Raw genomic sequence first — 26,243 nt, 5'->3', positions numbered from 1 at the left:
CACACCGGCCGGCTCCCGAGCCGTCACCTCGTGGACACCCCTTGTTCCACACCGCCATTCCGTCTGCTCACCGAGCGACCGAATGCTGGCCTCGGCATCGCAAGATGCCCGTGCCGCACCGCCGCCCAAATTCGGGCGCCGCGGGTCACTCGGTCGTCGGAGACCCGCGCCGGCGCGAGAGCGAATGAGGATATCGTGACCGGTCCCCGAGCTTCGGGCAGCGACGCGACGCTGCCGCGAGGGCGTGTGACTTTCACCGTCTTCCACTCCATGGACGACCAGATGCTCATCGCGTGGGCGCGGTTCCGGCACCCGTTCGTCGTCCGCTCGGCAGAAGCCTCGCCTCGGCCGGCTCGCTCCATGTCGCGAGCTGTGTCGACCCGCACGTCGCACCGACCAACCCCCGGCAGGCCGGAGGAGGGGTCTCCGGGGCTCTGGCGCCTGTTCGCGACGAACAATCGCGAACTCGGACGTAGCTTCCACCTCTACAGCAGCGTCGAGGCCGCCCGCATGCACGTGGAGCGGCTGCAGGGCGACGAGGCACGCCTCGAGATCGACATCGTTCCCGGGCCACTGACCTCGTCACGTGGCTGGATGATCACGCACGAGGGGTCGCCGGTGATGACCTCGAGCCGCTGGTACGCCTCCTCGTCAACGGGTTCAGAGGCGGCAGTCGGCGCGCTCGCGGCCTTCGTGCGCGCTCTCATCTCGCCGGTCGTCGACCACGGTCCGTCATCAGGCGCCGGCCGTCCCCGCATCCTGGGAGCGTCTGCGGATGCCTGACGGTGGGCGACGAGGGCATGCGTGGCCGATGGTGATGCTCGCGGCGTTCCTCGCACTCGCGGTCTGGATGTTCGGCGGCGCCATCACGTCCGCTGAGCCGCACTCCTCCGCCGGTGTCGGCGGCTCGCGGCAGGCCGCCGGCTCGGGGGAGTCCGTGGACCCGGGAGAGCTCGTCGCCGCGGAAACGCCCGAGGGCGAGGATGCCGCGGTGCCGGCCGATGTCGTGCGGCCCGCGGCATCCGACACAGTGTCCGACACGACTCCGGATGCCGCGGCGGTCGCCCGTGCGGGGACGCGCGGGAACGCGGCACACGTCGACCCCGCCTGGGCGAGCGAGCAGGCGGCCCGCACCGGGATCCCCCTCCGAGCGCTGCTCGGCTACGCGGGAGCCGAGCTTGCGATGCGGAGCGAGGCGCCGGGCTGCCGCATCGGCTGGAGCACCCTCGCCGCCATCGGTCGGCTGGAGTCCGGGCATGGCACCCATGGCAGGTCGTCGCTCGGCGACGACGGGGTTGCGCGACCGGCGATCCTCGGCCCCGACCTCGACGGCGAGCAATTCGACCGCATCGATGACACCGACGGCGGCGTGCTCGACGGTTCCCCGGCGACCGACCGTGCCGTCGGACCGATGCAGTTCATCCCGTCGACATGGCAGGAGTGGCGCGCGGACGGAAACGCCGACGGGATCGCAGATCCCCAGCAGATCGATGACGTATCGCTCGCCGCCGCACGATACCTGTGCAACTCCGGCGACCTGTCCGATCCGGCCGCCTGGCGCAGCGCGGTCTTCGCCTACAACCACGTGGACGCGTACGTCGACGCCGTGGCCGCCGCGGCGAGCGACTACGCCGAGCGAGCCCGGGGATGACCCAACCGTCCGGCCTCATCTCCGGGCGGTTCCGCCTCGGCGAGTTGCTCGGCACAGGCGGTTCGGCCTCGGTCTTCGCGGCGCTCGATACGACGGACGGTTCATCCGTCGCCCTGAAGCTCCTGCACCCGCACTTGTCGAACCGGCCGGCTGCGCGTGAGGCGTTCTTCGAGGAGGCACGACGTGCCCAGGGACTCCGGCATCCGAACATCGCCGGCGTGCTCGGGGTCGGCACCCATGAGGCAACCGGGGAGCCGGTGGCGTGGATCGCCCTCGAGCGTGCTCAGGGGCGGAGTCTCTCGGAGCAGGTCGAGCGGCACGGACAGTTGAGCGTCGACGAGGCGATCGACGTGATCGACGGCGTGCTGCGCGCGCTCGAGGCGGCGCACGGCGCGGGTCTCGTGCATCGCGACGTGTCGCCGGCCAACGTCATGGTCTCCCTCGATCCATCGGGTCGCCTGACGACCGACGGCGTGCGACTGCTGGACTTCGGACTTGCGGATGCCGCGGGCCGCGCCGCCCTCGGCACCGATATCCTGCGCAGCGAGTCGGTGACCGACGTTTCGGCCCGCGCCGGGGTGATCGGCAATGTGAACTACATGTCTCCCGAACAGGTTCGCGGGGGCGCCGTCGACGAGCGCGGCGATCTCTACCAGACGGGTGCGGTGCTCTACTTCGCCCTCACCGGACACGCGCCGTTCCCGCGCGCCACTCCGGCCGAGACGATGCGCGCCCACCTCGAGGCCCCGCCGCCGGTGCCGTCGGTGATGGACTCGCGCATTCCGCGCCGGATCGACCGGATCGTGGTACGGGCGCTCCTGAAGGATGCGGCGGACCGGTTCGCCTCGGCCACCGAGATGCGGGCCGAACTCGAGACCGCCGCCGGGGCCTCCGGCGCGAAGCCGAAGACCGAGCCCGGGAGCACGCGGGCGACGTCGGCTACCTCGGCGGTCGGCAGGCCCCAGCGTGAGGCCGTGACGCGCGTGCTCGGGAGCACGACGGTGCCGACGCGGTCGCCGACCACCGAAGTCACCGCCGTGCAGCGGGCGGGCGCAGTGCGCCGTCGAGGCGCTCCGAAGCGGAGCGGGAAACGGCGTCTCGTCGCCGGGCGCGGGCGCAGCACTGCCGGTGCATGGGCGTCGGGTGTCGTTCTGCTCCTCACGGTCGCGACCATCCTCGGTGTCGTCGCAGCGAGCTCCCCGGCCGTTCCGGTGCCGACTCCGGCGCCGTCCGGGGAGCAGGCCGCGCCGCCGCCGGCCGCCGCGCCGCCGCCGGCCGTCCCGCCGCCGAGCGCGCCCGTGGAGACGATCCCCGCAGTCGCTCGCGTCGTCGTGCCGGATCTGGCGCTCTCGACCCTCGCCGACGCGACGCGCACACTCGCCCATGCCGGCCTGGTCGTCGGCGAGCTCACCGTCGTCGAGTCCGAGCGTCCCAGTGACACGGTGCTCGGTTCATCGCCCGAGGCGGGTACGACCCTCGACGAAGGAACAGCCGTCTCGCTCACGGTCGCCTCGGGGTTCAATCGGGTGCCGCACGTGGTCGGCCTCTCACGCGCCGAAGCCCTGGCAGCGCTGCAGCGGGCGGGATTCACGGTCGCGATCGGCTCACGGCTCACCGCGGGGGTCGCCGTGGGCACGATCGTGGGCACCGACCCGGGTGAGGGCGCATCGGTGGAGCTGCGCACCACCGTCACGCTGCTCGAGGCCGAGATCCCGCCGCCCTCCACGCCAACGCCAACGCCCACTCCCACTCCCACTCCTGGGGCCGAAGCCGACTGAGTCGCTCGGTTCGCAACGTGCCGTCCAGTCGTCCTTCGTGTGGGCGAAATCCAGCGTTCACCTTCCGCAATCACCGTGAGGTCGTGTCGGCGCTCGTACGCGCCACCACTCCAGCGTCCGAGTTCGAGGTCCGAGGTTCCACACGATGACATGTCGATCGGAGCGGTCGTGAGCGACGATCGCAGCGCCGGCGAGGTCACCACCACGGTGATCCTCGCCGAGGAGGGCCCGTCGGCACAGCCGCCGCAGGAGCCGCGATCGCTGACGCCCAGGCCCTCGCGGTCCGACTCGATCTTCCGTTCGGTCGCCTTCGCGGCGGGCGGTGCGACCGTCGCCATCATGCTCGCCGTCGGCCTGTTCCTCTCGCTGCGTGCGGGCTCGGCGCTGCAGGTGACCGGATTCGGGTTCCTCGTCGAGCAGCAGTGGTCGCCCGAGACCGGCGAGTTCGGCATCGCGGCGGTGCTGTTCGGCACGATCACCATCGCGGTCATCGCCATGTGCGTGTCGGTGCCGCTCGCGCTCGGCACCTCGATGCTCATCTCCGAGGTGCTGACGGGAAAGCTCAAGCAGTGGTCGATCACCGTGGTCGACCTGATGGCTGCGGTGCCCAGCGTGGTGTTCGGCCTGTGGGGGGTCTTCTTCCTGCAGGAGAACATCATTCCCGTGTCGCGCTGGATCTCGACCTACTTCGGCTGGATCCCCTTCTTCGCGGTCACCGACCAGACCGGCGAACCGCTGACGGATGCCAGTGCGTTCACCTCGTCGGCCTTCATCGCCGGTGTCGTGGTCGCCCTCATGGTCGTGCCGACGCAGACCTCGATCATGCGCGAGGCCTTCATGCAGGCTCCGGCGGGCGAACGCGAGGCGGCCTACGCACTCGGCGCGACGCGCTGGGGCATGATCACCGCGGTCGTGCTGCCGTTCGGCCGCGGCGGCATCATCGGCGGCACCATGCTCGGCCTCGGCCGGGCACTCGGCGAGACGATCGCGGTCTACATGATCATCTCGCCGATCTTCTCCATCAACTGGCAGGTGCTGAAGACCGGCAGCAACTCGGTCTCCGCGCTCATCGCCCTACGGTACGGAGAGGCGAGCGAGTTCGCGCTCTCGGCGCTGATGGCGGCGGGCCTCGTGCTGTTCCTGGTCACGCTCGTCATCAACTTCACCGCCGCGTCGGTCGTCGCACGCTCCCGCTCCGGCGCTGAGAGCGAGGTGTGATGTCGCTGACCACCCTCGAGCAGCTCGAGCCCGACGAGGCGACGAGCGAGGCTGAGGCGCGCACGGCCGTGCCGGTCAAGGACGGCATCGAGGTCGGCCCTCGCCTCCGGCTGCGCTCGGCGCGGCTCGACGACCGGTACGCCCTGCTGGGCGCCGTCGCCGGCGCCCTCGCGATCGCGATCCTGCTGTTCGGCTGGATCGCGCCCCTGAGCGGCTTCGTCGGGTTCGTCGTCGTGGCGTTCCTGTGCTTCATCGGCATCTACGCGTTGCTGGTGAGCACGACCTCCGACGGGCGCGAGGTGATCGATCGCGTGATGACGGTCGTGCTCGCGAGCGCCGGGGTCATCCTGGGCACCGCACTGATCTTCGTGGTGGCGTACGCGCTGGTGCGCGGATTCCCCGCCCTGCTGCACCTGAACTTCTTCTTCCAGGACATGGAGTTCGCAGGCCCGCTCGACGGCCTCGACGTCGGCGGGGTCGCGCACGCGATCGTCGGCACGCTGATCCAGATCGGCATCGCGCTCGCGATCTCGATTCCGCTCGGCATCGTCACGGCGTTGTTCCTCAACGAGGTGGGCGGGCGCTTCGCGCGGTTCGTGCGTACCGTCGTCGACGCCATGACCGCGTTGCCCTCGATCGTGGCCGGCCTGTTCATCTACTCGGCGGTCATCCTGGTCTTCACGCACCAGCGATCAGGGTTCGCGGCAGCGCTCGCCATCACGGTGATGATGCTGCCGATCATCGTGCGCGCGTCCGACGTGGTGCTGCGCCTCGTCGCGGGGAGCCTGCGCGAGGCGTCGTACGCGCTCGGCGCGTCGAAGTGGCGCACGGTGTGGCAGGTGGTGCTGCCGACGGCGCGCTCGGGGCTCGTCACCGCCGTGATCCTCGGCACCGCCCGCGGCATCGGCGAGACGTCGCCCGTGCTGCTCACGTCGGGCGTCACGAGCGTGATGAACACGAATCCCTTCGAGGGCCCTATGATCTCGCTGCCGCTGCAGGTGTTCGACTTCGTGCGTTCGCCCGAGCCGAACATCATCGCGCGCGGCTTCGGCGCGGCCGCCGTGCTGCTGCTGCTCGTGCTGGCGCTGTTCGCGATCGCCCGCGTCATCGGCGGCCGGGGCCCCGGAGACCTGTCGCCCCGCCAGCAGCGCGCCGCGCGCGCCGCGTCGGAACGAGACGTCGAACGCATGGATGCCGCCGCAGCACGCCGCCTCGCGGCATCCGCCGAACCGCTGGAGGAACCGCAATGAACCCGCTGAAGCACCGCCGGACGCGGCTGGTCGCCGTGCTCGGCACCCTGCTGCTCACCGTGGGCATCGCGCTGCCCGCGAGCGCCGCCACCACCTATGAGCCGATCACCGGCACCGGGTCGACCTGGTCCCAGAACGCGATCGACCAATGGAAGTCGAACGTGGCGACGAACTACGGCATGCAGGTGAACTACACCGGCGTCGGCTCGTCGGCCGGTCGCCGCGACTTCATCCAGGGCACGGTCGACTTCGCGGTGAGCGAGATCCCGTTCCAGGCGAGACCAGAAGACGGCTCCGCGCCCGAGGTGTCGCCTCGCGGGTACGCGTACATGCCGATCGTCGCCGGTGGCACGGCGTTCATGTACCACCTCGTCATCGGCGGCAAGCGGGTCACGAACCTGCGGCTGTCGGGCGAGGTGATCACGAAGATCTTCTCCGGCGCGATCAGGAACTGGAACGACAGGGCGATCCAGGCCGACAACCCCGGGCTGGCGATGCCCGACAAGGCGATCGTGCCGATCGTGCGCTCCGACGGTTCGGGAACGACCGCGCAGTTCACGCTGTGGATGTCGAAGCAGTACCCCAATCTGTGGACCACCGGCATGACCTCGCAGTTCCCGACACCGCCGAACGGCAAGGCGCAGAGCGGCTCGGCGCAGGTCGCAGGGTACGTGGCCCAGGGCTACGGCGAGGGCGCGATCACGTACGTCGAGTACTCCTACGCGCTGGAAGCGGGCTTCCCGGTCGCGAAGGTGCTGAACGCCGCCGACTACTACATCGAGCCGACGGCCAGTTCGGTGGCCGTCGCGCTCCTGAAAGCCCGGATCAACACCGATCCCGCCTCGGCCGACTACCTGACGCAGATCCTCGACGGCGTGTACAACAACGCCGACCCTCGCACGTACCCGCTCTCGAGCTACTCCTACGTGATCGTGCCGACCGAGGTGAGACCGGATGTCGCCCCCGTGTTCACCACGGCGAAGGGCGCGACGCTCGGTGCGTTCGCGAGCTACTTCCTCTGCGAGGGCCAGCAGCAGGCCCCCGATCTCGGGTATTCGCCGCTGCCGATGAATCTCGTGCTCGCGGGCTTCGACCAGATCAGGCGCATCCCGGGCGCCGGCTCGGCGAACGTCGACCCGAACTCGTGCAACAACCCCACGTTCAAGCCGGGTGACTCACCCGACAAGAACCAGCTCGCCCTGACCGCCCACCAGCCGGCCGCGTGCGACAAGCGCGGACCGGCCCAGTGCACGACGGGCACGGCCGGTGCTCGCGAAGAGACTCCGGTGTCGGGGAAGGGCGGCGGGGGTGCCGCGACCGGCGGGGCGGGCGCAGCCGCAGACGGGAGCGCGGCCGGCGGTGCCGCCACCGGTGATCCGGCGGCCGCGGCTGCCGAGGCGGCGGCGGGCGGGGCCGGGGGGGCGGTGTACGACGAGAACGGCAACCTGATCTCCGACGGCGGCTCCACGGTGGCCGGCGCAGCGATCGCCTCGCCGTTCACGGTGGGCGACAACGGCTGGGGCTGGGAGGAGTCGGTGATGCTCGGCGCCGTGCTGCTGCTGCTCGCCGCGGTGGCGCTGCCCCCGTATCTGTCGCAACGGCTGCGACGTGCCGAAGCCACCGCCGGGTCGTCGTCGAGCGGGGTGAAACGATGAGCACGAGGTCGACGGATGCCCCGGCCGGCGCGGTCTGGCTCGGAGCCGGCTTCTCGGGGCTGGTCGTCGGCCTGCTGGTGGCCGGCGCCGTGGGGTTCGGCGGGGCCGTGGTGCCGGCCGAACCCGCGGCCGCGGCCGACGAGACGATCACCTCGAGCGCGGTGAGCCTCACTAACGCGCACGACGCGCTGAACCCCGAGGGGGCGCCGTTCCCCGATCTCGAGGTCACGGTCTCGCAGACCCGTGACCTCGTGTCGCAGGGCATCGAGGTGCGCTGGAAGGGCGGCAAGTCGTCGGTGCGCCCCTCGGGCAACTATGGCGGAGCGAACTTCCTGCAGGTCGCGCAGTGCTGGGGCGAGGATCCCGAGCACCCGGGGCACCCCGATCGTCGTACGTGCCAGTACGGCGGCACGCTCGGCTGGGGCGCGGCGCGCGACGGCTACGCCGTGGCGGATGAGGCGGTCGCTGAACGGGACGTGCCGTACACCGATCCTGCTGACAACTTCTTCGTGCCGACGTACACCGGCATCCCGTTCGTCGCCGCCAATCCCGAGGGCATCGTCGACGAGAAGCTGGCTCCGCCGGATCGCGTGGTGAACAACCTCACGACCGACGACGCGGGCAACATCAAGCAGAAGACCGGCACCGAGTACGTGAACCTGAACACGAATCCGTTCTTCTCCGCGTTCACCACGAACGAGGTCCCGTGGGCGGGCGCCGGGGCCGACGGTTCGGGTTCGGTGCCGTTCGAGGTGCAGACGGCCCTGCAGTCCACCGGTCTGGGTTGCGGGACGCCGGTCACGCAGCCCGACGACACCGTGGTGGGTCAGTCGTGCTGGCTCGTGATCATCCCGCGCGGCACGCACGACTCGGGATCTGTGCAGATCGACCGGTCGGGGCTGTGGTGGGATGCCTGGGAGCACCACCTGGCGGTGAAGCTCGAGTTCAAGCCGCTCGGCGTGCGCTGCGAGATCGGCGCAGCAGAGCGACAGCTGGCGGGGAGCGAGCTCGTCGCCGGGGCGGTGGCGTCGTGGCAGCCGCGGCTCTGCCTCGGCGAGAACGGCTCCCCGTTCGTGCTCAGCCAGGGCAACGAGACCGATGCGCTGGCGCGCGCCGCGGGCACGGCGCCGAGCCCGCTGGCATTCACGTCGCGCCCTCTCGACCTGAGCCGCGTGGCCGACGCCGCCGACCCGGTGGCCTACGCGCCCGTCGCCTTGTCGGGCATCGCGATCTCGTTCGCGATCGACCGGCAGCCGCATCCGACTGAGGCTTCCGAGGAGTACAAGGCCCGCGCGGCGCTGCCGATGACCGAGATGAAGCTCACGCCGCGACTCGTGGCGAAGCTGCTGACCGCGTCGTACTGGGAATCGCTGCCGGGGGGCGCCGACAGGTCGCACATCGGCTTCGAGAGTTTCTCGAAGCCGGGGAAGAACGCGCGCACGATCGTGCAGGACCCGGAGTTCCGCGAGATCAACGACCCGGAATGGTCGGCCCAGATCATCTCGGGGGCGTCGGCGGCCGACATGCTCATGCCCTCGGGTCGCTCCGACCTCGCCATGCGCCTGTGGGAGTACGTGCTCGCCGACCCCGACGCCCGGGCCTGGCTCGACGGCACGCCCGACGAGTGGGGGATGATCGTGAATCCCTGGTATTCGACCAACCCCGAGGTGAATCCGACCGGGCACGGCTTGGCGCTGCCGACCGAGAGCTTTCCCAAGGCCGACCCCATCGAGAAGCCCGACACGACCGTGAGCGACCCGGCCAACGGCACCGGCCCGATCAGCCTCGTCACCAACCGGCCGTTCACCAACAGCTTCGCCGATGGCGCCTATCGCGTGCTGCGCGGCGACGGCCTGCTGCTCGGCGGCTGGGACAAGTTCGCGGTGCCCCCGAAGTTCGGAAAGACGCCGCGCGAGCTGTTCGGCAGCCAGAAGGTGATCGGCGTGACCACCGCGCCGGCCGCCGCCCTCTACCAGACGGTGACCGCGTCGCTGCGCAACCCGGCGGGCGAGTACGTGACCCCCACTCGCGAGAGCCTCGCGGCGGCGGCCGCGGCCATGACGCCCACGGCGGCGCAGCCGAAGGTGCTCCAGTACGACTTCGGCGGCAAGGCGGCCGAAGCGGCACCCACCGCCTATCCGCTCACCATGCCGGTGTACGCCGCGCTGAACCCGAAGCAGACCGACGCCGAGCTGCGCGCCGTGTACGCCGACCTCATCCGGTACGCCGCCCGCGACGGCCAGACGCCGGGCACCGACGTCGGCGAACTCCCGCCCGGGTACGCGCCGCTGCCGCAGTCGTGGGTGGACCAGGCCCTCGCTGCGGCGGATGCGATCGAGCAGGGGACGTTCCCGACGTCCCCGTCGTCCCCGTCGTCTCCGTCGTCTCCGTCGTCCCCGTCGTCGGGCGCGTACGTGGGCAGTGGCGGCAGTCTCACCCCGCCGGCGCCTTCGGCGCAGCAACCGGCGCCGGCGCCGGCGGGCACTACGTCGGCCGTCACCGACCCGGCGGCCACCGGTGACGCCTCGGGGGCGCTGGCGGGTGCACCGACCCCCGAGGACCCCGAGATCGGCCCGGCCGCCGCCGCCGTGCCGATCGGGCTGGCCGCCGGCCTCGTGACCGCGCTGGCCGTGCCGGTGATGACACGCATCAGGAGGCGCGCGTGAATGCCTGTTGCACAGCCCCCGTACAGCGTTCCTTCGCAAGACGACGGCCGAGTGTTCACCTCGCCGAGCCAGCCTCGGTGTGGGACATCGACGCCCCACAGACTTGGCGGCCCCCCTCGGGGAGCCGCCAAGACGCCCGCTTTCCAGAGCGAGCGTTGGTCACACCAGATCCCTCGAGAAAAGGAAAGTTGTGAACAAGAAGAAGATTGTAGCAGCGGCCGCCGCCTTCGGCGTGGCCGTCTCGCTGATCGCAGTCGCCTCCCCGGCGAGCGCCGAGCCGGTCGCGAATGGTCCGGTCGTCGTGGGTTCCGACACACTGCAGGACGTCCTGAACGCCCTCGCCAACGGCACCACCATCTCCGGCGCGTCCGTCCGCTCCCAGGCCAACAGCCTCTTCGCGGCGTCGTTCGACGCAACCGGTTCCGTCACTATTCAGGCGAAGTCGAACGGCCCGCGCTTCGGCCGACCCAACGGCTCGAGCGACGGCGTGAAGGCGCTCAGCCGCTCGATCGACGGCGCGCCCTATACCTCGGCCACGCCGGGTTCACCCGCGAACGTGACCATCACCGGCCAGGTCGACATCGCACGCTCGTCGTCGGGCGCGGCGGTCAACGCGAGCGGCGAGCTGCTCTACATCCCGTTCGGGCGCGACGCGCTCTCGTACGCGCACTCGGGCGGCGACAACGCGGCGTTCGACAACATCGACCAGGCGACGCTCAAGGGCCTGTTCGAGTGCACCATCACGCAGGTCGGCGGCGTCACGGTCGTTCCCGTGATCCCGCAGTCGGGCTCGGGCACGCGCAAGGACTTCATCGCGAAGATCGGCGCCACCGAGGCGAGCGTGCTCGAGGTCTCCGAGGGCGGCTGCGTCGTGGTCGGCCAGGAGCACGACACGTCGCACCTCGCCGACGGCTCGGTCTTCCCGGCCAACGCCGTGACCGCGATGTCGGCGGCGCAGTGGGTGGCGCAGAACACAGGCGCCGGCATCGACCGCCGCGGCGCGGGCGTCAAGATCGGCTCGCCGGTCGCCGGCACCTCCGCGGTGACGGGCACCGGCACCTCGATGGTGCCGAACGCCGCGTTCTACGCCAACACCACGTGGGGCCGCGACACCTACATCGTCGTGGAGAACGCCCGCGTGACCGTCGGCAACGCGAAGTACGACCCCAACCTCGCCAGCGTCGTGAGCAACGCCGCCCAGAAGCTCGGCAACACGCAGAGCGCCCTTCCGGGTCAGGCCGGTTCGGTGAAGAAGAAGTTCGGCTTCCTCGCGCCGTCGACCACCACGCCGTTCCGCGCCGCGCTCGCCGGCTAGTTCTCCACCACCTCTCCAGCAATTTCCAATCCTCACGAAAAGGAATGCAATGAACATCAGCAAGAAGTGGCGCGCGGCAGCTGCCGGTGCCCTGGCCCTCGCCCTCGTGGGCGGCGGCGCGTCGGCGGCGAACGCCGCCATCCCGAGCGGCCCCGGCTTCCCGGTCAACCCGCAGCCCAACGGATCCCCGGGCGCGTTCTTCATCTTCGATGAGAACGCCCAGCTCGCCGAGCAGGAAGGCCGGGTGTTTGACCGGACCCAGTACATCTTCGGTGCCATGGACCCCGTGGACTACCTCGCCGAGGTCAAGCCGACCGACTACACCGCCGCCGGCACGTATGACCACGCCTACGTCTTCATCGCGAAGCCGAGCGAGATGAACGGCGGCACGGGCAGCTGGCGCGCTTACAACGACAGCGGATTCAACCCGGCAACCGGCAACCTCCTCACGCCTGCACTGACCTTGGGCGACCTTGCTCTCGCCAACAACGGCGGCATCGACTCGGTGTTCACCGAGGGTGGCGAGTGGAACGTCGGCTTCGCCTTCACGACGAACAACGGTGTGACCCCGGTCGCTTCGGTCTACCGCACCGTCACCATCGATGCGGCGACGGACACCTACACGTACCAGCCGCTGGTGCTCGAGACCGGCCCCGTCGAGCCCGCGGCCGACCTCGTGGTCGAGTCGGAGCTCGTCGCTCCCGAGACCGCGACGCTCACCACGACGCCCGACAGCACCGTCGTCGGGATCGACGCCGGTGCGGCGAACGCGAACAAGACCCTCGACGTGGCTGCCTTCCAGGGCGGCGCTCGCGTCGAGCTCGGCACGGTCGTGTTCGACGCCGCCGGCGTCGGCTCGGTCGACGTGGCGGGCAAGGTCACGGCCGGTTCCGCCGCGAAGCTCTTCGCCTACGAGAAGGTCGCTCGCCCGGCCCCCTCGACGATCGTCGACGAGACGCTCTCGGCCTGGGGTTCCTTCACGCTCACCGAGACTCAGGCGAAGTCGTTCACGAGCAACCTGACCACCACGGTCACCGCTTCGAACATCTTCAAGATCGTGGCCCCGGCCAACCCGAACGTCGACCTCGGCCCGGTTCGCCGTAACCAGACGACCGCGCCGGTGAAGCTCGGCCAGTTCTCGGTGATCGACGACCGCGACGTGCTCTCGGGCTGGGACGTCAACGTCAGCGCCTCGGACTTCACGGGTCAGGAGGCCACGAACGCCGGCCACGTGATTCCGGCCGTTCAGCTGGGCTACGCCGGTCTCGCCGCCGGTGGCATCCAGGACGGCGTCACGGTGAACCCGCTCGCCAAGGTCGCCGGTGAGGGTGTCTTCGGCTCGCTCGTCTCGGGTGCACCGAACTCCTCCACCACCGAGGCGGGTGCCAACTTCGACGCCGACCTGACCTTCAAGGCTCCGATCGACGCGAAGAAGGGTGTCTACAACTCCACCGTCACCCTGACCCTCGTCTCGAAGTAGTCCTTCGAGCGATCGTCACCACGTGATCCCCGTGTGGGAAAGGCGCGCCTCGCGTCTTTCCCACACGGCATGTGCGTGTCCACCCCCACATCACCACCGCCTCCCAGGAGGCGACCCGAGCGAAATGCACAGCCCGTGACTGCAGTCATCCTCCCCGCATCCTCCGCCCCGCGTCGTGCCTCCCGCGGCATCCACCGGGCCCTCGTCGTCGCCCTGCTCGGCTGCGCCGCGCTCCTGGGCATGATCGTGGGCGACCCCGCCGCCGCCCACGCCGAGGACACCATCGGCATCTCGGGGCAGCCGGCGGGCGCCGACGGCAAGCCAGACGGCCGCACCCGCTTCAGCTACAGTGCGGACCCCGGCCAGCAGATCGCCGACCAGTACCTCGTGCAGAACGCCGGCACCGTGGTGCAGTCGTTCACGGTGCTCGCAACCGATGCGTTCAACGACGACGCCGGCGAATTCGGCCTGCTCGAGACCGCCGCCGAGCCGGTGGATGTCGGCACCTGGGTGCACTTCGAGGGCGGCGCCAACCGCCTGCAGTTCGACCTGCAGCCCGGCGAGTCGCGCGTCATCCCGTTCACCGTCGACGTGCCCGCGCAGGCGGGGCCCGGCGACCATCCCGGCGGGATCGTCGCCTCGGTCGTCACGCCCGGGCAGCAGGTGAACCTCGACCGCCGCCTCGGCACCCGCCTCTACCTTCGCGTCTCAGGCGACATCCAGGCCGCACTCACGATCTCGAGCGTCGACAGTCAATACGTGGGCGACTGGTGGAACCCGTTCGACGGGGCCGTGCGCGTGCTCTACACGGTGCAGAACACCGGCAACATCGCGCTCGCCTCGAACGTCACCCTCGGGGTGCGCACCTGGTTCAGCGCCCCGGCATCGGGCAAACAGGGCGATGGCGCGCCCGAACTGCTGCCCGGGTTCACCCGCACCTTCGAGACCGAGGTGCCCGGGGTCGCGAGCTGGGGATACCTCAACCCCTGGGTGACCCTCAACCCCTTCGTCCAGGGCGACGACGAGACCAAGCGCATCGCGGTCGCCCAGACCTCGCGCGACACCGTGCTCATCGCGCCGCCGTGGCCGGTGGTGGTGGTCGCAGGGCTCGTGCTGCTGTACGTGCTGTTCGGCAAGTGGCGGCGACGTGCCGAGGCGAAGCGCGCCGCCGCATGGATGGCGTACACCGAGCAGGAGACCCGCCGCAAGATCGAGGCCGAGCGCGCGCAGGGCGAACCCGCGCAGGGCGAGCACGATGACGACCGGGACAAGGACGCCGTGGGCACCGGCCCGACACCGGGCGGGAGCGGTGCGTGACCGGCATCCGCCGCACCTTCGCCCGGCGGATAGCGCTGCGCGGGGCGCTGATCGTGGCTCTGCTCATCGTGACCGGCACCGCGGCATCCGGCCAGACGGCGCTCGCCGATGAGGGCGAGGGCGACGGAAACCTGACCGTGGACATCAGCGACGGCCTCGTGCCCACGCCGCCGCCCACCGTGCCGCCCAGCGGACGCCCGACCGGTCGCCAAATCACGCCGCCGGCGGGGCCACCGATCACGCCGCCCGGCAGGCTCAACGTCAACGGGCAGACATCCGGCTCGTTCATCGACACCGCCGACCCGCCCTCGTCGGCCGTGGACCAGACCCCGCCCACGCCGCCCGCGCCCGAACCGGACGAGGTGAGCCTCGGTGGTGTGCTCCTGGTCGGCGGGCTCGCGGGGGGCTTCTCGCCATCGCTCAACCCGCTCGCCGGTCAGCTGCAGGTGTGGTTCACCGTGCGCAACGTCTCGACGTCGACGATCGACGCGACCGCGGACTTCTGGCTCGCGGGTCCGTTCGGCCACCGCATCAGCGAGGTCGACGACGTGACGGTGACCGGCATGGTGCCCGGCGAGAAGCGCACCATCAGCGCCACCCTCCAAGGGGTGGGACAGTGGACGTTCGTGACGGTGCACGCGCGCCTCACTCCGCCCCCAGTCGTCGACAACGCCGAGCTCTCGTCGTTCACGCGCGACGCCAATGTGTTCGCGCCGCCGTGGCTCATCGCCGTGCTGATCGTCGTCGGGCTCGGGTTCGCGGCGGTGCGCTACTTCCTGCGGCGGCTCGCGCAGCCGGTGCGGGTGGGAGAACCTGCATGACGCTCATGGAGCTCGACACGTACGGATACGACAGCACCGACACGTACGGCGACGTCTCGGCCACTCCGCCGCGGAAGATCCGGCCTCCGAAGCCGCCCCGGCCGCCGAAGCCACCCCGACGGATGCCGCGACCGGAACGCCCACCGGTGGTGCTCTCGCCCCGCATGCAGTTCATCCGCGGCACGCTGATCGTCTGCTCGGCGTTGCTGCTTGCGTTCGTGCTGAACGTGATGGTCATCGGCCAGATCCGCCACTTCGTCACGCAGCAGCAGCTGAGCGACTCCTTCCGCGCCCAGCTCGAGCAGGGCGTCGGCCCGGTGAGCGAAGGCGACGTGAACGACGTGCTGCTGCCCGACGGGGCGCCCGTCGCGCTGATGGAGATCCCGAAGCTCGGCATCCGCGAGATCGTGGTCGAGGGCACCGATTCGGGAACCACGCAGCTGGGCCCCGGACATCGTCGCGACACCTCGCTGCCCGGCCAGGTCGGCGTGAGCGTGATCCTCGGGCGGGCGGCGGCCTTCGGCGGGCCGTTCGCCCGCATCCAAGAACTCGCGCCCGGTGACGAATTCACGATCATCACGGGGCAGGGGGAGCACACGTTCGAGGTGATCGGCCTGCGCTACGCGGGCGACCCGGCCCCGCCACGGTTGACGCCGGGCGAGAGCCGCGTCATCCTCACCACCGCCCGCGGCGTGCCCTTCTCGCCGACGGGAGTGGCCCGAGTGGATGCCCGTCTGGCGAGCGAGGTGCAGCCGAGGGGGGTGCGGCTGACGAACTTCGCCACGCTGCCCGAGTCCGACCGCGAGCTTCGCGGCGACACGTCGATGGCGTGGGCGCTCGTGTTCGCGCTGCAGTTCCTCGTGGTCGTCGAGTTCGTCGCGGTCTGGGCCTACCGCAACGTGGGGCCGCGCCGCACCTGGATCGTGTTCGTGCCGCTCACCGTGCTCGCCGCGCTCTGGGTGACCGGCGAGGTCGTGCGGCTCCTGCCGAACCTGCTCTGACCCCGCGCCCCCTGATCCATGCATCCTGAACCGCGCAACCCGAAGGAAGACGAGGCCATGACCGACGACATCACCACCGTCGAGGTGATTCCCGAGAGCCCTGACGGGCAGGAAGGCATCCGCCCGCCCCGATTCGGCCGCGGCATCCAGCAGCAGCCGTTTCAGGCGGCCGAACCCGAGCCCGCGACCCCCGCAACCCTCGAGGGCCGCAACATCACCGCGTGGTTCGGCGACCACCAGGTGCTCGACCGGGTCTCGCTCACCATGGAGGCGGGAGTGATCACGTCGCTGATCGGCCCCTCGGGCTGCGGCAAGTCGACCTTCCTCCGCATCCTCAATCGCATGCATGAGCTCGTGCCATCGGCGAGCCTCGCCGGAGAGGTCCTGCTCGACGGGGACGATATCTACGACCCGGCGCGGAAGCTCGTCGACGCGAGAAAGCAGATCGGGATGGTGTTCCAGAAGCCGAACCCGTTCCCGGCGATGTCGATCTACGACAACGTCATCGCCGGCCTCAAGCTGACCGGCGTGCGGGTCTCGCACGGCGAGAAGGACGAGCTCGTCGAATCGTGCCTCGTCAAGGCCGGCCTGTGGAACGAGGTGAAGGACCGACTGCGCGCACCCGGCGCGGGACTCTCGGGCGGCCAGCAGCAGCGGCTCTGCATCGCTCGGTCGCTCGCGGTGCGGCCGCGAGTGCTGCTCATGGATGAACCGTGCTCGGCGCTCGATCCGACGTCGACGCGTGTCATCGAGGAGACCATGCTCGAGCTTGCGCACGAGGTCACCATCGTCATCGTCACCCATAACATGCAGCAGGCCCAGCGGGTGTCGCAGCAGTGCGCCTTCTTCCTCGCCGCGCAGGGTACGCCGGGCACGATCATCGAGCACGGCGACACCGAGGCGATGTTCGCCGACCCCATCGACCCGCGCACCCACGACTACGTGAGCGGGCGGTTCGGGTGATGCGGGGCCTGCAGACGCTCCGCTCCTCGCACGAACCGTCGATCCGATCCGAAGGAGACTCTCCCATGAAACGCGCCCTCCGCCACGGAACCTGCCTCACGCTCGCCATGATCGCTGCCCTTCTTCTCGCCGGCTGCGTCGCCGGCCCCGGTCCCGACACCCCGGAATGCATGGAAGTCCTGCCGGGATCGCTCAGCGACGACGTGAAGGTCGACGGCGATTTCGGCGTTGCGCCCACCGCGGCCTTCGACCTGCCCGTTCAGGCCGAGGAACTCGAGAGGACCGTGGTTCGCGAGGGCGACGGCGAGACCACCGTCCCCGGAACCCACGTGAGCGCCGTGGTGAGCCTGTACTCGGGCGCGACCGGCCAGCAACTCCTCACGCATCCGGTGACCGTCACGGGCGGAGACTACGACGCATTCCGCGCTGCCGTCGACTGCGTTCCGACGGGCTCGCGTACCGTCACGGTCGCGCCCTCGACCGCCCTCTACGATGGGCAGGGCAACGGGGCGATCGGTCTCGCGCCCGGCGACACCGTGGTGATCGTGGCCGACGTGCAGGAGCCCCTGGAGCCACGGCCGTGGACGGAGGACGTGCCGGAGGTCGCGTTCGGAGCCGCCGCGGGCGCCGCGCCCGTTGTGACCCTTCCCGAGGCCGAGCCGCCCGTAGACCTGCTCCTGAAAGTGCTCGAGCCGGGCGAAGGCGAGGAGGTGCAGGCCGGCGACACCGTGACCATGCACTACCAGGGCACCAGCTGGGATTCCGGTGAGGTGTTCGAGCAGAGCTACGGTGGTCAGGCGCCGATCCTCTCGACCGACGGGCTTGTCCCGGGCCTCGCCGCAGCGGTGATCGGCCAGAAACCGGGAGCGAAGCTGATCGTGACCATCCCGCCACAGTCCGCGTACGGTACGGAGCACAGCGAGCTGAATCCGCTCGGCGGCCAGACACTCGTGTACCTCATCGAGGTCGAGTCGGTAGAGCCGGCGGAGTAGGGCGTGATGCACCGGCGTGCGCAGGGGCGTCGGCTCGACGCCCCTGCGCGCTCCGGGATCTCCTTGGATTCGCGGTCGAACGTCTGCGTGTCGAGCTGACGCGTGCGGCTGCGTCAGGCGAGCGCGGCTCCCGCGGCCGTAGCGGCTCGCGCGGCTACCGAGCCTGCCGTGACGAGCCCGGTGATCGCCTCGATCTCGGGGGAGAGGAAGCGGTCGGGCCCTGGCACCGCGCCCACCGCCGCGACGAGCGACACCACGGCGCCGGTCGCCGCACCGGGCGAGAGCGGCGCTCGCAGCGCCAGTCCCCGCGCAGCCGTCATGACCTCGATCGCGAGCACCCGGCTCAGCCCATCGATCGCGCGGCGCAGCTTGCGCGCAGCCGCCCAGCCCATCGACACGTGGTCCTCCTGCATCGCCGACGACGGGATCGAGTCGACCGACGCCGGCACGGCGAGCCGCTTCAGCTCCGACACGATGCCCGCGGCGGTGTACTGCGCGATCATGAGGCCGGAGTCGACGCCGACCTCGTGCGCGAGGAACGGCGGCAGCCCCTGGTTGCGCGCGCGGTCGAGGAACCGGTCGGTGCGCCGCTCGCTCATCGACGCGACATCCGCCACCGCGATCGCCAGGAAATCGAGCACGTAGGCCACCGGCGCTCCGTGGAAGTTGCCGTTCGACTCGACGCGGCCGTCGAGGGTGAGCACGGGGTTGTCGATCGCGCTGGCGAGCTCCGCGTCGGCGACGGATGCCGCGTGGTCGAGCGTGTCGCGGGCGGCGCCGTGCACCTGGGGGGCGCAGCGCAGCGAGTACGCGTCCTGCACGCGCGTGCACTCGGGGCCCTTGTGGCTCGCGACGATCGGCGACCCGGCGAGCAGGCGTCGCAGGTTCGACGCGGATGCCGCCTGCCCGCGCTGCGGGCGCAGGCCGTGCAGGTCCTCGGCGAACACGGCGTCGGTGCCGAGGAGGCCCTCGACGCTCATGGCCGCGGCGACGTCGGCGGTGGTGAGGAGCATGCGGAGGTCGTGGATCGCGAGCGTGAGCATGCCGAGCATGCCGTCCGTGCCGTTGATGAGGGCGAGGCCCTCCTTGGCACCGAGCCGCAGCGGCGTGATGCCGGCGGCGGCGAGCGCGGACACGGCATCCGTCGTCAGATCCGCCGAGCCCGTCGAGACCCGCACCTCGCCCTCGCCCATCGCCACGAGCGCGCAGTGCGCGAGCGGCGCCAGGTCGCCCGAGCAGCCGAGCGAGCCGTACTCACCCACGACGGGCGTGATGCCGGCGTTGAGGATCGCCGCGTACGTCTCGGCGGTCTCGCGGCGCACGCCGGTGCGGCCGGTCATGAGCGTCGACAGGCGCAGCAGCATGAGGGCGCGCACGACCTCGGTCTCGACCTCGGCGCCCGAGCCCGCGGCGTGCGAGCGCACGAGGCTCGCCTGCAGCTGGGCACGGCGGTCCTCGGCGATGAAGGTGGTGGCGAGCGCGCCGAACCCGGTCGAGATGCCGTAGTGCGGCTCGGGGTCTGCGGCGAGCCCCTCGATGATGGCGCGGCTCGCGGCGACCTCGTCGAGCGCGGCCGGGTCGAGGGTGACGGATGCCCCGTGCCTGGCCACCGCGACGACGTCGTCGACGGTGAGCGGGGCGGCGCCGACGTTGACGGATGCCGCATCGGCGCGGGCGGGCGTGGGCGCAATGGTGCTCATACTCCCGATTCCACACCCCGCCCGCGCGTGCGGGAACGCGCGCGAGGCGGCCGTTGTCTGTGATACCAGACGTGCGTAGACTCGCGTGGGAGGCATCCGGTGGCCGAATCGAAGGTGCCCGCCGCCGACCAGGCGCTCGCGATCCTCGCGCACCTCGCGGCGCAGCGCGGACCCGTGCCCGCCGCCACCATCGCGCAGGCGCTCGGGCTGCCGCGCTCCACGGCGTACCACCTGCTCGCGGTGCTGCAGCATCGCGGCTTCGTGGTGCACCTGCCGGAAGAACGGCGCTACGGCCTCGGCATCGCCGCGTTCGAGCTCTCCAGCGGGTTCAGCCGCCAGCAGCCGCTCGCGCGACTCGGGCGTCCGCTCGTGGCCAGGCTGGTCGACCGGCTCGGCGAGTCGGGGCACCTCGCCGTGCTGCACGGGCGCGACGTGCTCTACCTCGTCGAGGAGCGCGCCCCGCGCCGTCCCTCGCTCGTGACCGACGTGGGCGTGCGCCTGCCCGCCCACCTCACCGCGACGGGTCGCGCGATGCTCGCCGAGCTGCCGCCAGCGCAGTTGCGCGCCCTGTATCCCGACCGGGCCGCGTTCGCGACGCGGCATCCCCGGGGCGAGGGGGATGCCGACGACGACTGGAGTCACGGCCGGTTGAAGCGCGTGCTCGCGACCGTCCGCGAGCAGGGCTGGGCGGGCGAACACGGGGAGGTGACGGGCGGGCTCGCCTCGGTCGGCGCCGCCGTGCTCGACCACCTCGGCTGGCCGGCCGCGGCCATCGCGATCACGTACCCCGAGGACTCGGCGCGCGAGCTCCAGCCGCTCGTCGTGCCGGCCGTGCGGGAGGCGACCGCGACCCTCTCGAAGCGCATCCTCGGCGTCCCGTAGCACCGGGGGGACGGCTAGCGTGGACGGAGAGCCGACGACGAGGAGATGGCACATGGCCCAGTTCATCCGGTACAGCGAGCACGGCGGTCCCGAGGTGCTCACCATCGTCGAAGGGCCCGTGCCCGAGGCGCCCTCCCGCAGCGTCGTCGTCGAGGTGCGTGCGGCGGGCGTGAATCCCGTCGACGCGAAGATCCGCAGCGGCCGGCGCGGCACGCGCGACTTCAGCGAACCGCAGGGCCTGGGGGCGGATGCCTCGGGCGTCGTCGTCGCCGTCGGCGAGGGCGTCGACGGGGTGCGGGCCGGCGACGAGGTGATCGTGCACGGCGCATCCGGCGCGTACGCGAGCCACGTCGTGGCGAAGCCCTCTCAGCTTGTGCCCAAGCCCGCGGCGCTGAGTTTCGAGCAGGGCGCCGCACTCGGGATCCCGGCGGGCACGGCCCATCAGGTGCTGCGTTCGCTCGGCCTGCGCGAGGCCGAGACGCTGCTCCTGCATGCCGGGTCGGGCGGGGTCGGCCAGGCGGCGATCCAGTTCGCCCGGGCGTGGGGCGCCAACGTCGTCGCCACGTCGTCGCCCGGCAAGCATGACCGGCTGCACGAGTTGGGGGCGGTACCGGTGGCATACGGCCCGGGTCTCGTCGACCGGCTGCGCGCGGCGTCGCCGCGCGGGTACGACGTCGCGCTCGACGCGGCCGGCACCGACGAGGCCATCGAAGCCTGTCTCGAGCTCGTCGCCGATCGGTCGCGCATCGCGACGATCGTGCGCATGATGGACGCCGCGGACCTCGGCATCCGCACGTGGTCGAGCGCCATCCCGTCGACCATGGGCCCGGAGGAGCTGCGGCTGCGCGCCGAGGGCGTCGCCGAGGCGGCCCGACTCGCGGCCGAGGGCCGGTTCCACGTCGAGGTCAGCGCGCGCTACCCGCTCGCCGAGGCGGCCGACGCACAGCGCGAGAGCGAAGCCGGGCACGTGCGGGGAAAGATCGTGCTGATCCCCTGAGCCGGATTCGCGGGTGGGATCTGAACCCGGGCCTCGCGTAGGAAGTTATCCACAATCTGGGCTTCTCATGCATGTGCTGCGCATGTACGGTGAAGTATGGCCCGCATGCTGCAGGTGAGGAATCTTCCGAATGATGTTCACGCGCGACTGAAGGAGCGGGCCGCCGCCGAACGGATGTCCCTGTCCGACTACGTCGCGCGCGAACTCACCCGCATGGTGGCGTATCGCAGCAATGCCGAGATCCTCGAGGCCGCCCGGCCGCTTGCGGGACGGGTGTCGCGTGACGAGATCACGGCGACCGTTCGCGCAGACCGCGACGCGTGATGAGCGATCTCGATCTCGCCGGGTCATCGTCGGCCGCGCTGGTCGTCGACTGCTCGGTGATCATCGACGCCCTGATCGGCGATGCGGATGTCAGGTCCCGCGCCCTGCTCGGCGAGCGACCCCTCGCCGCCCCGGCGCTGCTCGACTACGAGGTCATGTCGGCGCTCCGTCGTCTTGCCGTATCCGGGGCGATCGGGGTGAGCGATGCGACCGAAGCGCTGGGACTCTTCGGCGAGATGGAGATCGATCGCCATGCTCCCGGCCTCATGCGTGCTCGCATATGGGCGATGCGACACACGATCACGACCTACGACGCCGCATACGTGTCGCTCGCCGAGGCCTTGGGCATCGCCCTTTTCACGGCCGACGAGCGTCTCGCCAAGGCTGCGGCGGCATACTGCGAAGTGGTCTGGTAGCGGAGCGGCGACCGCACGGCCGCCCGGAGCCCTCGTGCTGCTCGCCTACGCGGGTTGCCGCGGCGTGGGCCGCCATCGGGATCCTGCCTCGGCGCGGCCCCCGGTGAAGCGCCGCGAGCAGGGTCCGGCTGTGCTGGAGCATCGACCCGCTGCCCTGCAGGGCGATCGTGAGCAGGGCGAGTGCCACGACGGCCTGCAGCGGGCCGAACCCGGTCACGAGCACGACCGCGACCCCGGCCACCCCGCATGCGGCGTCGAATGCCGCCGACCACGCCGTCGGCACGGTCGGCCGGGTCGACGGAGATGCGGATGCCGCGGGCGACCCCGTGCGCGACATCCGGCGCCCCCGCTCGAACCGCGAGAACACGAGCACGACCGGCACCACTGCGGCGGCGCCCACGCCGAGCCACAGCGGGCGCGACGCCCACCAGGCGAAGCTCAGCGGTTCGGGCAACGAGACCCCGAGCGTCGCGCTCGCGACGAGGAGTGCGCCGGCGAAGGCGACGAGCACGGGCATGTGCCAGAGGTAGATGGTCATGGCACGCTCTCCGACGGTGGCGATCGCGCGCGAGGCATCCGCTCGCTCCACCCACGCCCGGATGCGCGGGCGGGCCAGCTGGAAGAGCGCGAGCTGCGCGACGCCGAGCACGACGAGGCCCACGGTCGGCGGGTTGAGGTTGTCGTACATGTCGACGGGGTAGGGGCCCACCACCGTGAGCACCGCGAGGAGCGCGAGCGCGCCGCCGGCCATGCCCCACAGGGTGCCGCGCGAGAGCCGGTCGAGCCCGCCGTCGGCGAGATGGAACCCGAGCTGCTGCACGAGCAGCCAGACCAGCAGGAGGTTCGCCAGTCCGATCGCCTCGATACCCGTCGAGAGGCGCACGACGTCGACGGCGACGACCGCCGCGAGCAGTGCGAGCGGAGTGAGCGCCCGCGCCCGTTCGTGGGCGCGCACCATGAGCGGCACGAGCGCCGAGATCGCGAGGTACACGCCGAGGAACCACAGCGGCTGGCCGATGCGGAATCCCGCGGTCGCCACGACGTCGGCCGGGACGCCGGCGAGCGACAGTGCGACCAGGCCGGTCGCCACGACGACCACGAGGACGATCGCCGGGCGCACCAACCGGCCGAGGCGCGTGCGCACGTAGTCGACCGGCGACGTCCCTCGCGCCTGCATCGACCGCCAGTGGTGGAAGCTCGAGAAGCCGCCCGCGATGAAGAACATCGGCATGACCTGCACGACCCAGCTGACGGGGCCGAACCAGGCCTGGTTCTCGAGGGCGTTCTCGAGCACCAGGCCGTCGGGGCCCATGGTGACGCCGAACATCATGGCGTGCAGCGCGAATACGACGACGAGCAAGGCGATGCGGATCGCGTCGACGCTCGAGTCGCGCGCGACTCCCGAGCGTGGCCGAGCGGATGCCCCGCCGCGAACGGATGCCCCTGCCGGACGTGCCAGGGTGTCGGTCATGATCGTGCCCCAACCTGGCGGTCCCTCCGCCCACGAGTGGCAGGTTAGGGACGCGGTACCGGCCGCCGCATCACCCGGCGGAACCGTTCCGCCCCCGTACCGGGGTAGGGGGTCTCGAGACCTCCCTCCTCGGCCACCGGGGCCGCGGTTCAGCCGCCGGGCCGCACGAGGCCGGTGTCGTACGCGAGCACGACGGCGTGCACGCGGTCGCGGAGCCCGAGCTTCTGCAGGATCTTCGAGACGTGCGTCTTCACGGTCTGCTCGGCGATGAAGAGCGCCGCGGCGATCTCGCTGTTCGACATGCCTCGGCCCACGAGCGTGAGCACCTCGCGTTCGCGCTCGGTCAGGTCGTTGAGCCGGGAGGTCGACGGAAGCGGAGCCGGGGCCGAGCGGGCGAAGTCCTCGATGAGCCGGCGAGTCACGCTCGGCGCGAGCAGGGCGTCGCCCGCCGCGACGATGCGAACCGCGGCCACGAGCTCGTCGGGCGTGGCGTCCTTCAGCAGGAATCCGCTCGCGCCCGCGCGGAGCGCCTCGTAGACGTACTCGTCGATGTCGAACGTCGTCAGCATGAGCACGCGCGGCACGTAGTCGGAGCTTCGCGACGGCGTCTGCAGGGCGCGGGTCGCCTCGATGCCGTTCAGCTGCGGCATCCGCACGTCCATGACCACGACGTCGGGCCGCAGCTCGCGGGCGAGCGCGACCGCCTCGGCGCCGTCGGCGGCCTGCCCGACGACGTCGATGCCGGGCTGCGCGGCGAGCACCGCCGCGAACCCGGCACGCACCATCGCCTGGTCGTCGGCGACGAGCACCGAGATCGTCACGTCGTTCCTCCGTCCGACCCGAGCGGCAGGGTCGCGAGGACACGGTAACCCCCGCCGGGTCGCTCGCCGTGCTCGGCATGCCCGCCGAGGAGCGCCGCGCGCTCGCCGATGCTGACGAGGCCGTGGCCGCCGCCGTTCGCGTCGAGTCCAGGGACATCCGTCGCCGGCTCGTTCTCGACCGTGACGATGAGGTCGCCCGCGAGCGCCTCGACCGACACGTACGTCGCCGCGCCCGGCGCGTGGCGAACCACGTTCGAGAGGGCCTCCTGCACGATGCGGTAGGCCGAGGTCGCGGCGAGCCCGGTCTCGGGAAGCCCGACGCCGAGCTCGAGCGTCACGGGCACGCCGGCGCGTTCCACGGCCACCGCGAGTGCCGGCAGTTCGCGGATCCCGGGCTGCGGGGCGGTGTCGGCCGACGTCTCGGCGCTGCGGAGCACCCCGAGCAGCTGCCGCATCTCGGTCATGGCGGCGCGAGCGGATACCGCGATCTCGTCGAACTCGGCCTTCGCCGCGTCGCTCAGCCCCGTGATCCGGTAGGGGGCGCTCGTCGCCTGCACGTGGATGATCGACAGTCCGTGCGCGACGACGTCGTGGAGCTCGCGTGCGATGCGGTTCCGCTCCTCCACGAGCACGCGGCGTTGCTGCTCGGACGCGGTGTTCGCGCGCTCGCGGAACAGCTCCTCGCCGATGAGCCGGCGCTGGGCCACGAGCAGCGCCACCGCGAACGCCAGGGCGGTCACGGCCGCTGCCGTCACGAGGTTCGCGGCGGCACCGAGGTCGACGAACGCGAACGGCGTGGTCACCACGATGCCCGCGAGCCAGGCGGACAGGCCCACCCACCAGGTGTGCATCAGCCCGAGCACGATGAGCAGCACGCCCTGCGAGATGATCGTCGTGACGGGCCACGGCCACGGTGCTCCCTCGGAGCCGGCCGACAGGAAGGCGAACCAGAGCACGCCCGCCGTCGCGACCACGGCCGCGGCCCACGGCCAGCGCACCGCGAGCGGGAGTGCGCCGGCGAGCAGGAGGCTCGTGGCGAAGGCGGCCAGCAGGTGTACGCCGTACACCGTTGCCGCCAGCGGAATCGACACCCACAGGAGCAGGACGGCGGCGAGCGAGGTCGCGACCCACATCCAGGCGCGGAACAGCCGTTCGTCGACGGGAAAGCCGGCCTGCGCCGCGGTGCCGGCGCGCGCAGGCGCGGCTGCGGGCCGAGGCGCGGCCGGCGGAACGGGTGGCGGCACGTTTCGCTGGTGGTCGTCGTTCATGGTGGCAGCAGCCTGTCACGCGCCCCACGTCGATGCATCCCCCCGCGGAGCCATGCCGGGGCCCTACGACGGTACGGGGCCTCTGCCAACGTGCCCGGTGACGGTCGATGGCGCGCCCGTGGAGTCACGGGCGGAGATCCGAGGGGGTCCCGTGTCGGAAGCACAGGTCGGAAGTCGGGCAGCACGTCCGCGTGAACTCTTCACTGGCCAGGCACCGGTTCCGCGGCTCGGCGCCGACCTCGTTCCGTCGGCTCGGC

Annotated in this window: 22 protein-coding genes; 18 read left to right on the top strand and 4 right to left on the bottom strand. The window is 71.3% G+C overall.

Annotated features, from left to right (window positions below):
- Window positions 1-195 precede the first annotated feature (195 nt).
- The 14 genes from IEX31_RS04475 (at window position 196) to IEX31_RS04410 (ending at window position 18,107) form a co-directional block, all read left to right on the top strand.
- Window positions 196-783 carry a hypothetical protein gene (locus IEX31_RS04475; RefSeq protein ID WP_188742240.1) on the top strand — a complete coding sequence of 196 codons (588 nt, stop codon included), beginning with the start codon at window positions 196-198 and terminating at the stop codon, window positions 781-783.
- Complete coding sequence (locus tag IEX31_RS04470; RefSeq protein WP_188742239.1) at window positions 776-1,651, top strand: lysozyme family protein; 876 nt, start codon at window positions 776-778, stop codon at window positions 1,649-1,651. Before IEX31_RS04475 ends, IEX31_RS04470 begins: the two co-directional genes overlap by 8 nt.
- The gene (locus IEX31_RS04465) at window positions 1,648-3,429 is read left to right on the top strand and encodes a protein kinase domain-containing protein (RefSeq protein ID WP_188742238.1); all 1,782 of its coding nucleotides are present in this window, start codon (window positions 1,648-1,650) and stop codon (window positions 3,427-3,429) included. Before IEX31_RS04470 ends, IEX31_RS04465 begins: the two co-directional genes overlap by 4 nt.
- 150 nt (window positions 3,430-3,579) lie before the next feature.
- The gene (gene pstC, locus IEX31_RS04460; protein WP_188742237.1) at window positions 3,580-4,647 is read left to right on the top strand and encodes a phosphate ABC transporter permease subunit PstC; all 1,068 of its coding nucleotides are present in this window, start codon (window positions 3,580-3,582) and stop codon (window positions 4,645-4,647) included.
- The gene (gene pstA / locus IEX31_RS04455) at window positions 4,647-5,897 is read left to right on the top strand and encodes a phosphate ABC transporter permease PstA (RefSeq protein ID WP_188742236.1); all 1,251 of its coding nucleotides are present in this window, start codon (window positions 4,647-4,649) and stop codon (window positions 5,895-5,897) included. Before pstC ends, pstA begins: the two co-directional genes overlap by 1 nt.
- Window positions 5,894-7,552: a phosphate ABC transporter substrate-binding protein PstS gene (locus tag IEX31_RS04450; protein ID WP_188742235.1), complete on the top strand. Its 1,659-nt coding sequence runs from the start codon at window positions 5,894-5,896 to the stop codon at window positions 7,550-7,552. The genes pstA and IEX31_RS04450 overlap by 4 nt, the downstream gene beginning before the upstream one ends.
- Window positions 7,549-10,218: a hypothetical protein gene (locus IEX31_RS04445; RefSeq protein WP_188742234.1), complete on the top strand. Its 2,670-nt coding sequence runs from the start codon at window positions 7,549-7,551 to the stop codon at window positions 10,216-10,218. Before IEX31_RS04450 ends, IEX31_RS04445 begins: the two co-directional genes overlap by 4 nt.
- A gap of 190 nt (window positions 10,219-10,408) precedes the next feature.
- Complete coding sequence (locus IEX31_RS04440) at window positions 10,409-11,533, top strand: hypothetical protein (protein WP_188742233.1); 1,125 nt, start codon at window positions 10,409-10,411, stop codon at window positions 11,531-11,533.
- Window positions 11,534-11,582: 49 nt separating this feature from the next.
- A complete protein-coding gene (locus tag IEX31_RS04435) occupies window positions 11,583-13,013 on the top strand; it encodes a hypothetical protein (protein ID WP_188742232.1) in 1,431 nt (476 codons plus the stop codon).
- A gap of 135 nt (window positions 13,014-13,148) precedes the next feature.
- The gene (locus IEX31_RS04430) at window positions 13,149-14,330 is read left to right on the top strand and encodes a COG1470 family protein (RefSeq protein ID WP_188742231.1); all 1,182 of its coding nucleotides are present in this window, start codon (window positions 13,149-13,151) and stop codon (window positions 14,328-14,330) included.
- Entirely contained in the window at window positions 14,327-15,151 is an 825-nt protein-coding gene (locus tag IEX31_RS04425) for a hypothetical protein (protein ID WP_188742230.1), read from the top strand. The genes IEX31_RS04430 and IEX31_RS04425 overlap by 4 nt, the downstream gene beginning before the upstream one ends.
- Window positions 15,148-16,152, top strand: a complete 1,005-nt coding sequence (locus IEX31_RS04420; protein WP_229662104.1) for a sortase domain-containing protein — start codon at window positions 15,148-15,150, stop codon at window positions 16,150-16,152. Before IEX31_RS04425 ends, IEX31_RS04420 begins: the two co-directional genes overlap by 4 nt.
- A gap of 57 nt (window positions 16,153-16,209) precedes the next feature.
- Window positions 16,210-17,115 carry a phosphate ABC transporter ATP-binding protein gene (locus IEX31_RS04415; RefSeq protein WP_188742229.1) on the top strand — a complete coding sequence of 302 codons (906 nt, stop codon included), beginning with the start codon at window positions 16,210-16,212 and terminating at the stop codon, window positions 17,113-17,115.
- 65 nt (window positions 17,116-17,180) lie between these two features.
- Entirely contained in the window at window positions 17,181-18,107 is a 927-nt protein-coding gene (locus IEX31_RS04410; protein WP_188742228.1) for an FKBP-type peptidyl-prolyl cis-trans isomerase, read from the top strand.
- Window positions 18,108-18,220: 113 nt separating this feature from the next.
- On the opposite strand, the gene hutH is transcribed toward IEX31_RS04410, so the two are convergent.
- Window positions 18,221-19,807 (bottom strand): histidine ammonia-lyase, encoded by a 1,587-nt coding sequence (gene hutH, locus IEX31_RS04405; RefSeq protein ID WP_188742227.1) that lies wholly within the window; start codon window positions 19,805-19,807, stop codon window positions 18,221-18,223.
- Window positions 19,808-19,906: 99 nt separating this feature from the next.
- Between hutH and IEX31_RS04400 the strand changes: the two genes are divergently transcribed.
- The 4 genes from IEX31_RS04400 (at window position 19,907) to IEX31_RS04385 (ending at window position 22,426) form a co-directional block, all read left to right on the top strand.
- Entirely contained in the window at window positions 19,907-20,689 is a 783-nt protein-coding gene (locus tag IEX31_RS04400) for an IclR family transcriptional regulator (RefSeq protein ID WP_229662103.1), read from the top strand.
- A gap of 52 nt (window positions 20,690-20,741) precedes the next feature.
- A complete protein-coding gene (locus IEX31_RS04395) occupies window positions 20,742-21,686 on the top strand; it encodes a quinone oxidoreductase family protein (RefSeq protein WP_188742226.1) in 945 nt (314 codons plus the stop codon).
- 96 nt (window positions 21,687-21,782) lie between these two features.
- Complete coding sequence (locus IEX31_RS04390; protein WP_188742225.1) at window positions 21,783-22,010, top strand: FitA-like ribbon-helix-helix domain-containing protein; 228 nt, start codon at window positions 21,783-21,785, stop codon at window positions 22,008-22,010.
- The gene (locus tag IEX31_RS04385; protein ID WP_188742224.1) at window positions 22,010-22,426 is read left to right on the top strand and encodes a type II toxin-antitoxin system VapC family toxin; all 417 of its coding nucleotides are present in this window, start codon (window positions 22,010-22,012) and stop codon (window positions 22,424-22,426) included. The genes IEX31_RS04390 and IEX31_RS04385 overlap by 1 nt, the downstream gene beginning before the upstream one ends.
- Here the strand turns inward: IEX31_RS04385 and IEX31_RS04380 are convergent.
- The 3 genes from IEX31_RS04380 to IEX31_RS04370 all read right to left on the bottom strand — a co-directional run bounded on the left by IEX31_RS04380 (window position 22,368) and on the right by IEX31_RS04370 (window position 25,986).
- Window positions 22,368-23,897, bottom strand: a complete 1,530-nt coding sequence (locus IEX31_RS04380) for an acyltransferase family protein (RefSeq protein WP_188742223.1) — start codon at window positions 23,895-23,897, stop codon at window positions 22,368-22,370. The genes IEX31_RS04385 and IEX31_RS04380 overlap by 59 nt on opposite strands.
- 149 nt (window positions 23,898-24,046) lie before the next feature.
- Entirely contained in the window at window positions 24,047-24,718 is a 672-nt protein-coding gene (locus tag IEX31_RS04375) for a response regulator (RefSeq protein WP_188742222.1), read from the bottom strand.
- A complete protein-coding gene (locus IEX31_RS04370; protein WP_188742221.1) occupies window positions 24,715-25,986 on the bottom strand; it encodes a sensor histidine kinase in 1,272 nt (423 codons plus the stop codon). Before IEX31_RS04370 ends, IEX31_RS04375 begins: the two co-directional genes overlap by 4 nt.
- Between the last annotated feature and the right edge of the window lie 257 nt (window positions 25,987-26,243).

It is taken from the genome of Agromyces bauzanensis (assembly GCF_014645655.1).
Taxonomy (GTDB): domain Bacteria; phylum Actinomycetota; class Actinomycetes; order Actinomycetales; family Microbacteriaceae; genus Agromyces; species Agromyces bauzanensis.
The sequence above is the reverse complement of the archived record's forward strand: the minus strand, read 5'-3'. Positions and strand labels throughout refer to the sequence as shown.

What these genes read in the sequence shown, in the direction of transcription:
- IEX31_RS04470 (WP_188742239.1), top strand. Translation starts at nt 776, where the DNA reads ATGCCTGACGGTGGGCGACGAGGGCATGCGTGGCCGATGGTGATGCTC.
- IEX31_RS04465 (WP_188742238.1), top strand. Translation starts at nt 1,648, where the DNA reads ATGACCCAACCGTCCGGCCTCATCTCCGGGCGGTTCCGCCTCGGCGAG.
- pstC (WP_188742237.1), top strand. Translation starts at nt 3,580, where the DNA reads ATGTCGATCGGAGCGGTCGTGAGCGACGATCGCAGCGCCGGCGAGGTC.
- pstA (WP_188742236.1), top strand. Translation starts at nt 4,647, where the DNA reads ATGTCGCTGACCACCCTCGAGCAGCTCGAGCCCGACGAGGCGACGAGC.
- IEX31_RS04450 (WP_188742235.1), top strand. Translation starts at nt 5,894, where the DNA reads ATGAACCCGCTGAAGCACCGCCGGACGCGGCTGGTCGCCGTGCTCGGC.
- IEX31_RS04445 (WP_188742234.1), top strand. Translation starts at nt 7,549, where the DNA reads ATGAGCACGAGGTCGACGGATGCCCCGGCCGGCGCGGTCTGGCTCGGA.
- IEX31_RS04435 (WP_188742232.1), top strand. Translation starts at nt 11,583, where the DNA reads ATGAACATCAGCAAGAAGTGGCGCGCGGCAGCTGCCGGTGCCCTGGCC.
- IEX31_RS04420 (WP_229662104.1), top strand. Translation starts at nt 15,148, where the DNA reads ATGACGCTCATGGAGCTCGACACGTACGGATACGACAGCACCGACACG.
- IEX31_RS04415 (WP_188742229.1), top strand. Translation starts at nt 16,210, where the DNA reads ATGACCGACGACATCACCACCGTCGAGGTGATTCCCGAGAGCCCTGAC.
- IEX31_RS04410 (WP_188742228.1), top strand. Translation starts at nt 17,181, where the DNA reads ATGAAACGCGCCCTCCGCCACGGAACCTGCCTCACGCTCGCCATGATC.
- hutH (WP_188742227.1), bottom strand. Translation starts at nt 19,807, where the DNA reads ATGAGCACCATTGCGCCCACGCCCGCCCGCGCCGATGCGGCATCCGTC.
- IEX31_RS04395 (WP_188742226.1), top strand. Translation starts at nt 20,742, where the DNA reads ATGGCCCAGTTCATCCGGTACAGCGAGCACGGCGGTCCCGAGGTGCTC.
- IEX31_RS04390 (WP_188742225.1), top strand. Translation starts at nt 21,783, where the DNA reads ATGGCCCGCATGCTGCAGGTGAGGAATCTTCCGAATGATGTTCACGCG.
- IEX31_RS04385 (WP_188742224.1), top strand. Translation starts at nt 22,010, where the DNA reads ATGAGCGATCTCGATCTCGCCGGGTCATCGTCGGCCGCGCTGGTCGTC.
- IEX31_RS04380 (WP_188742223.1), bottom strand. Translation starts at nt 23,897, where the DNA reads ATGACCGACACCCTGGCACGTCCGGCAGGGGCATCCGTTCGCGGCGGG.
- IEX31_RS04370 (WP_188742221.1), bottom strand. Translation starts at nt 25,986, where the DNA reads ATGAACGACGACCACCAGCGAAACGTGCCGCCACCCGTTCCGCCGGCC.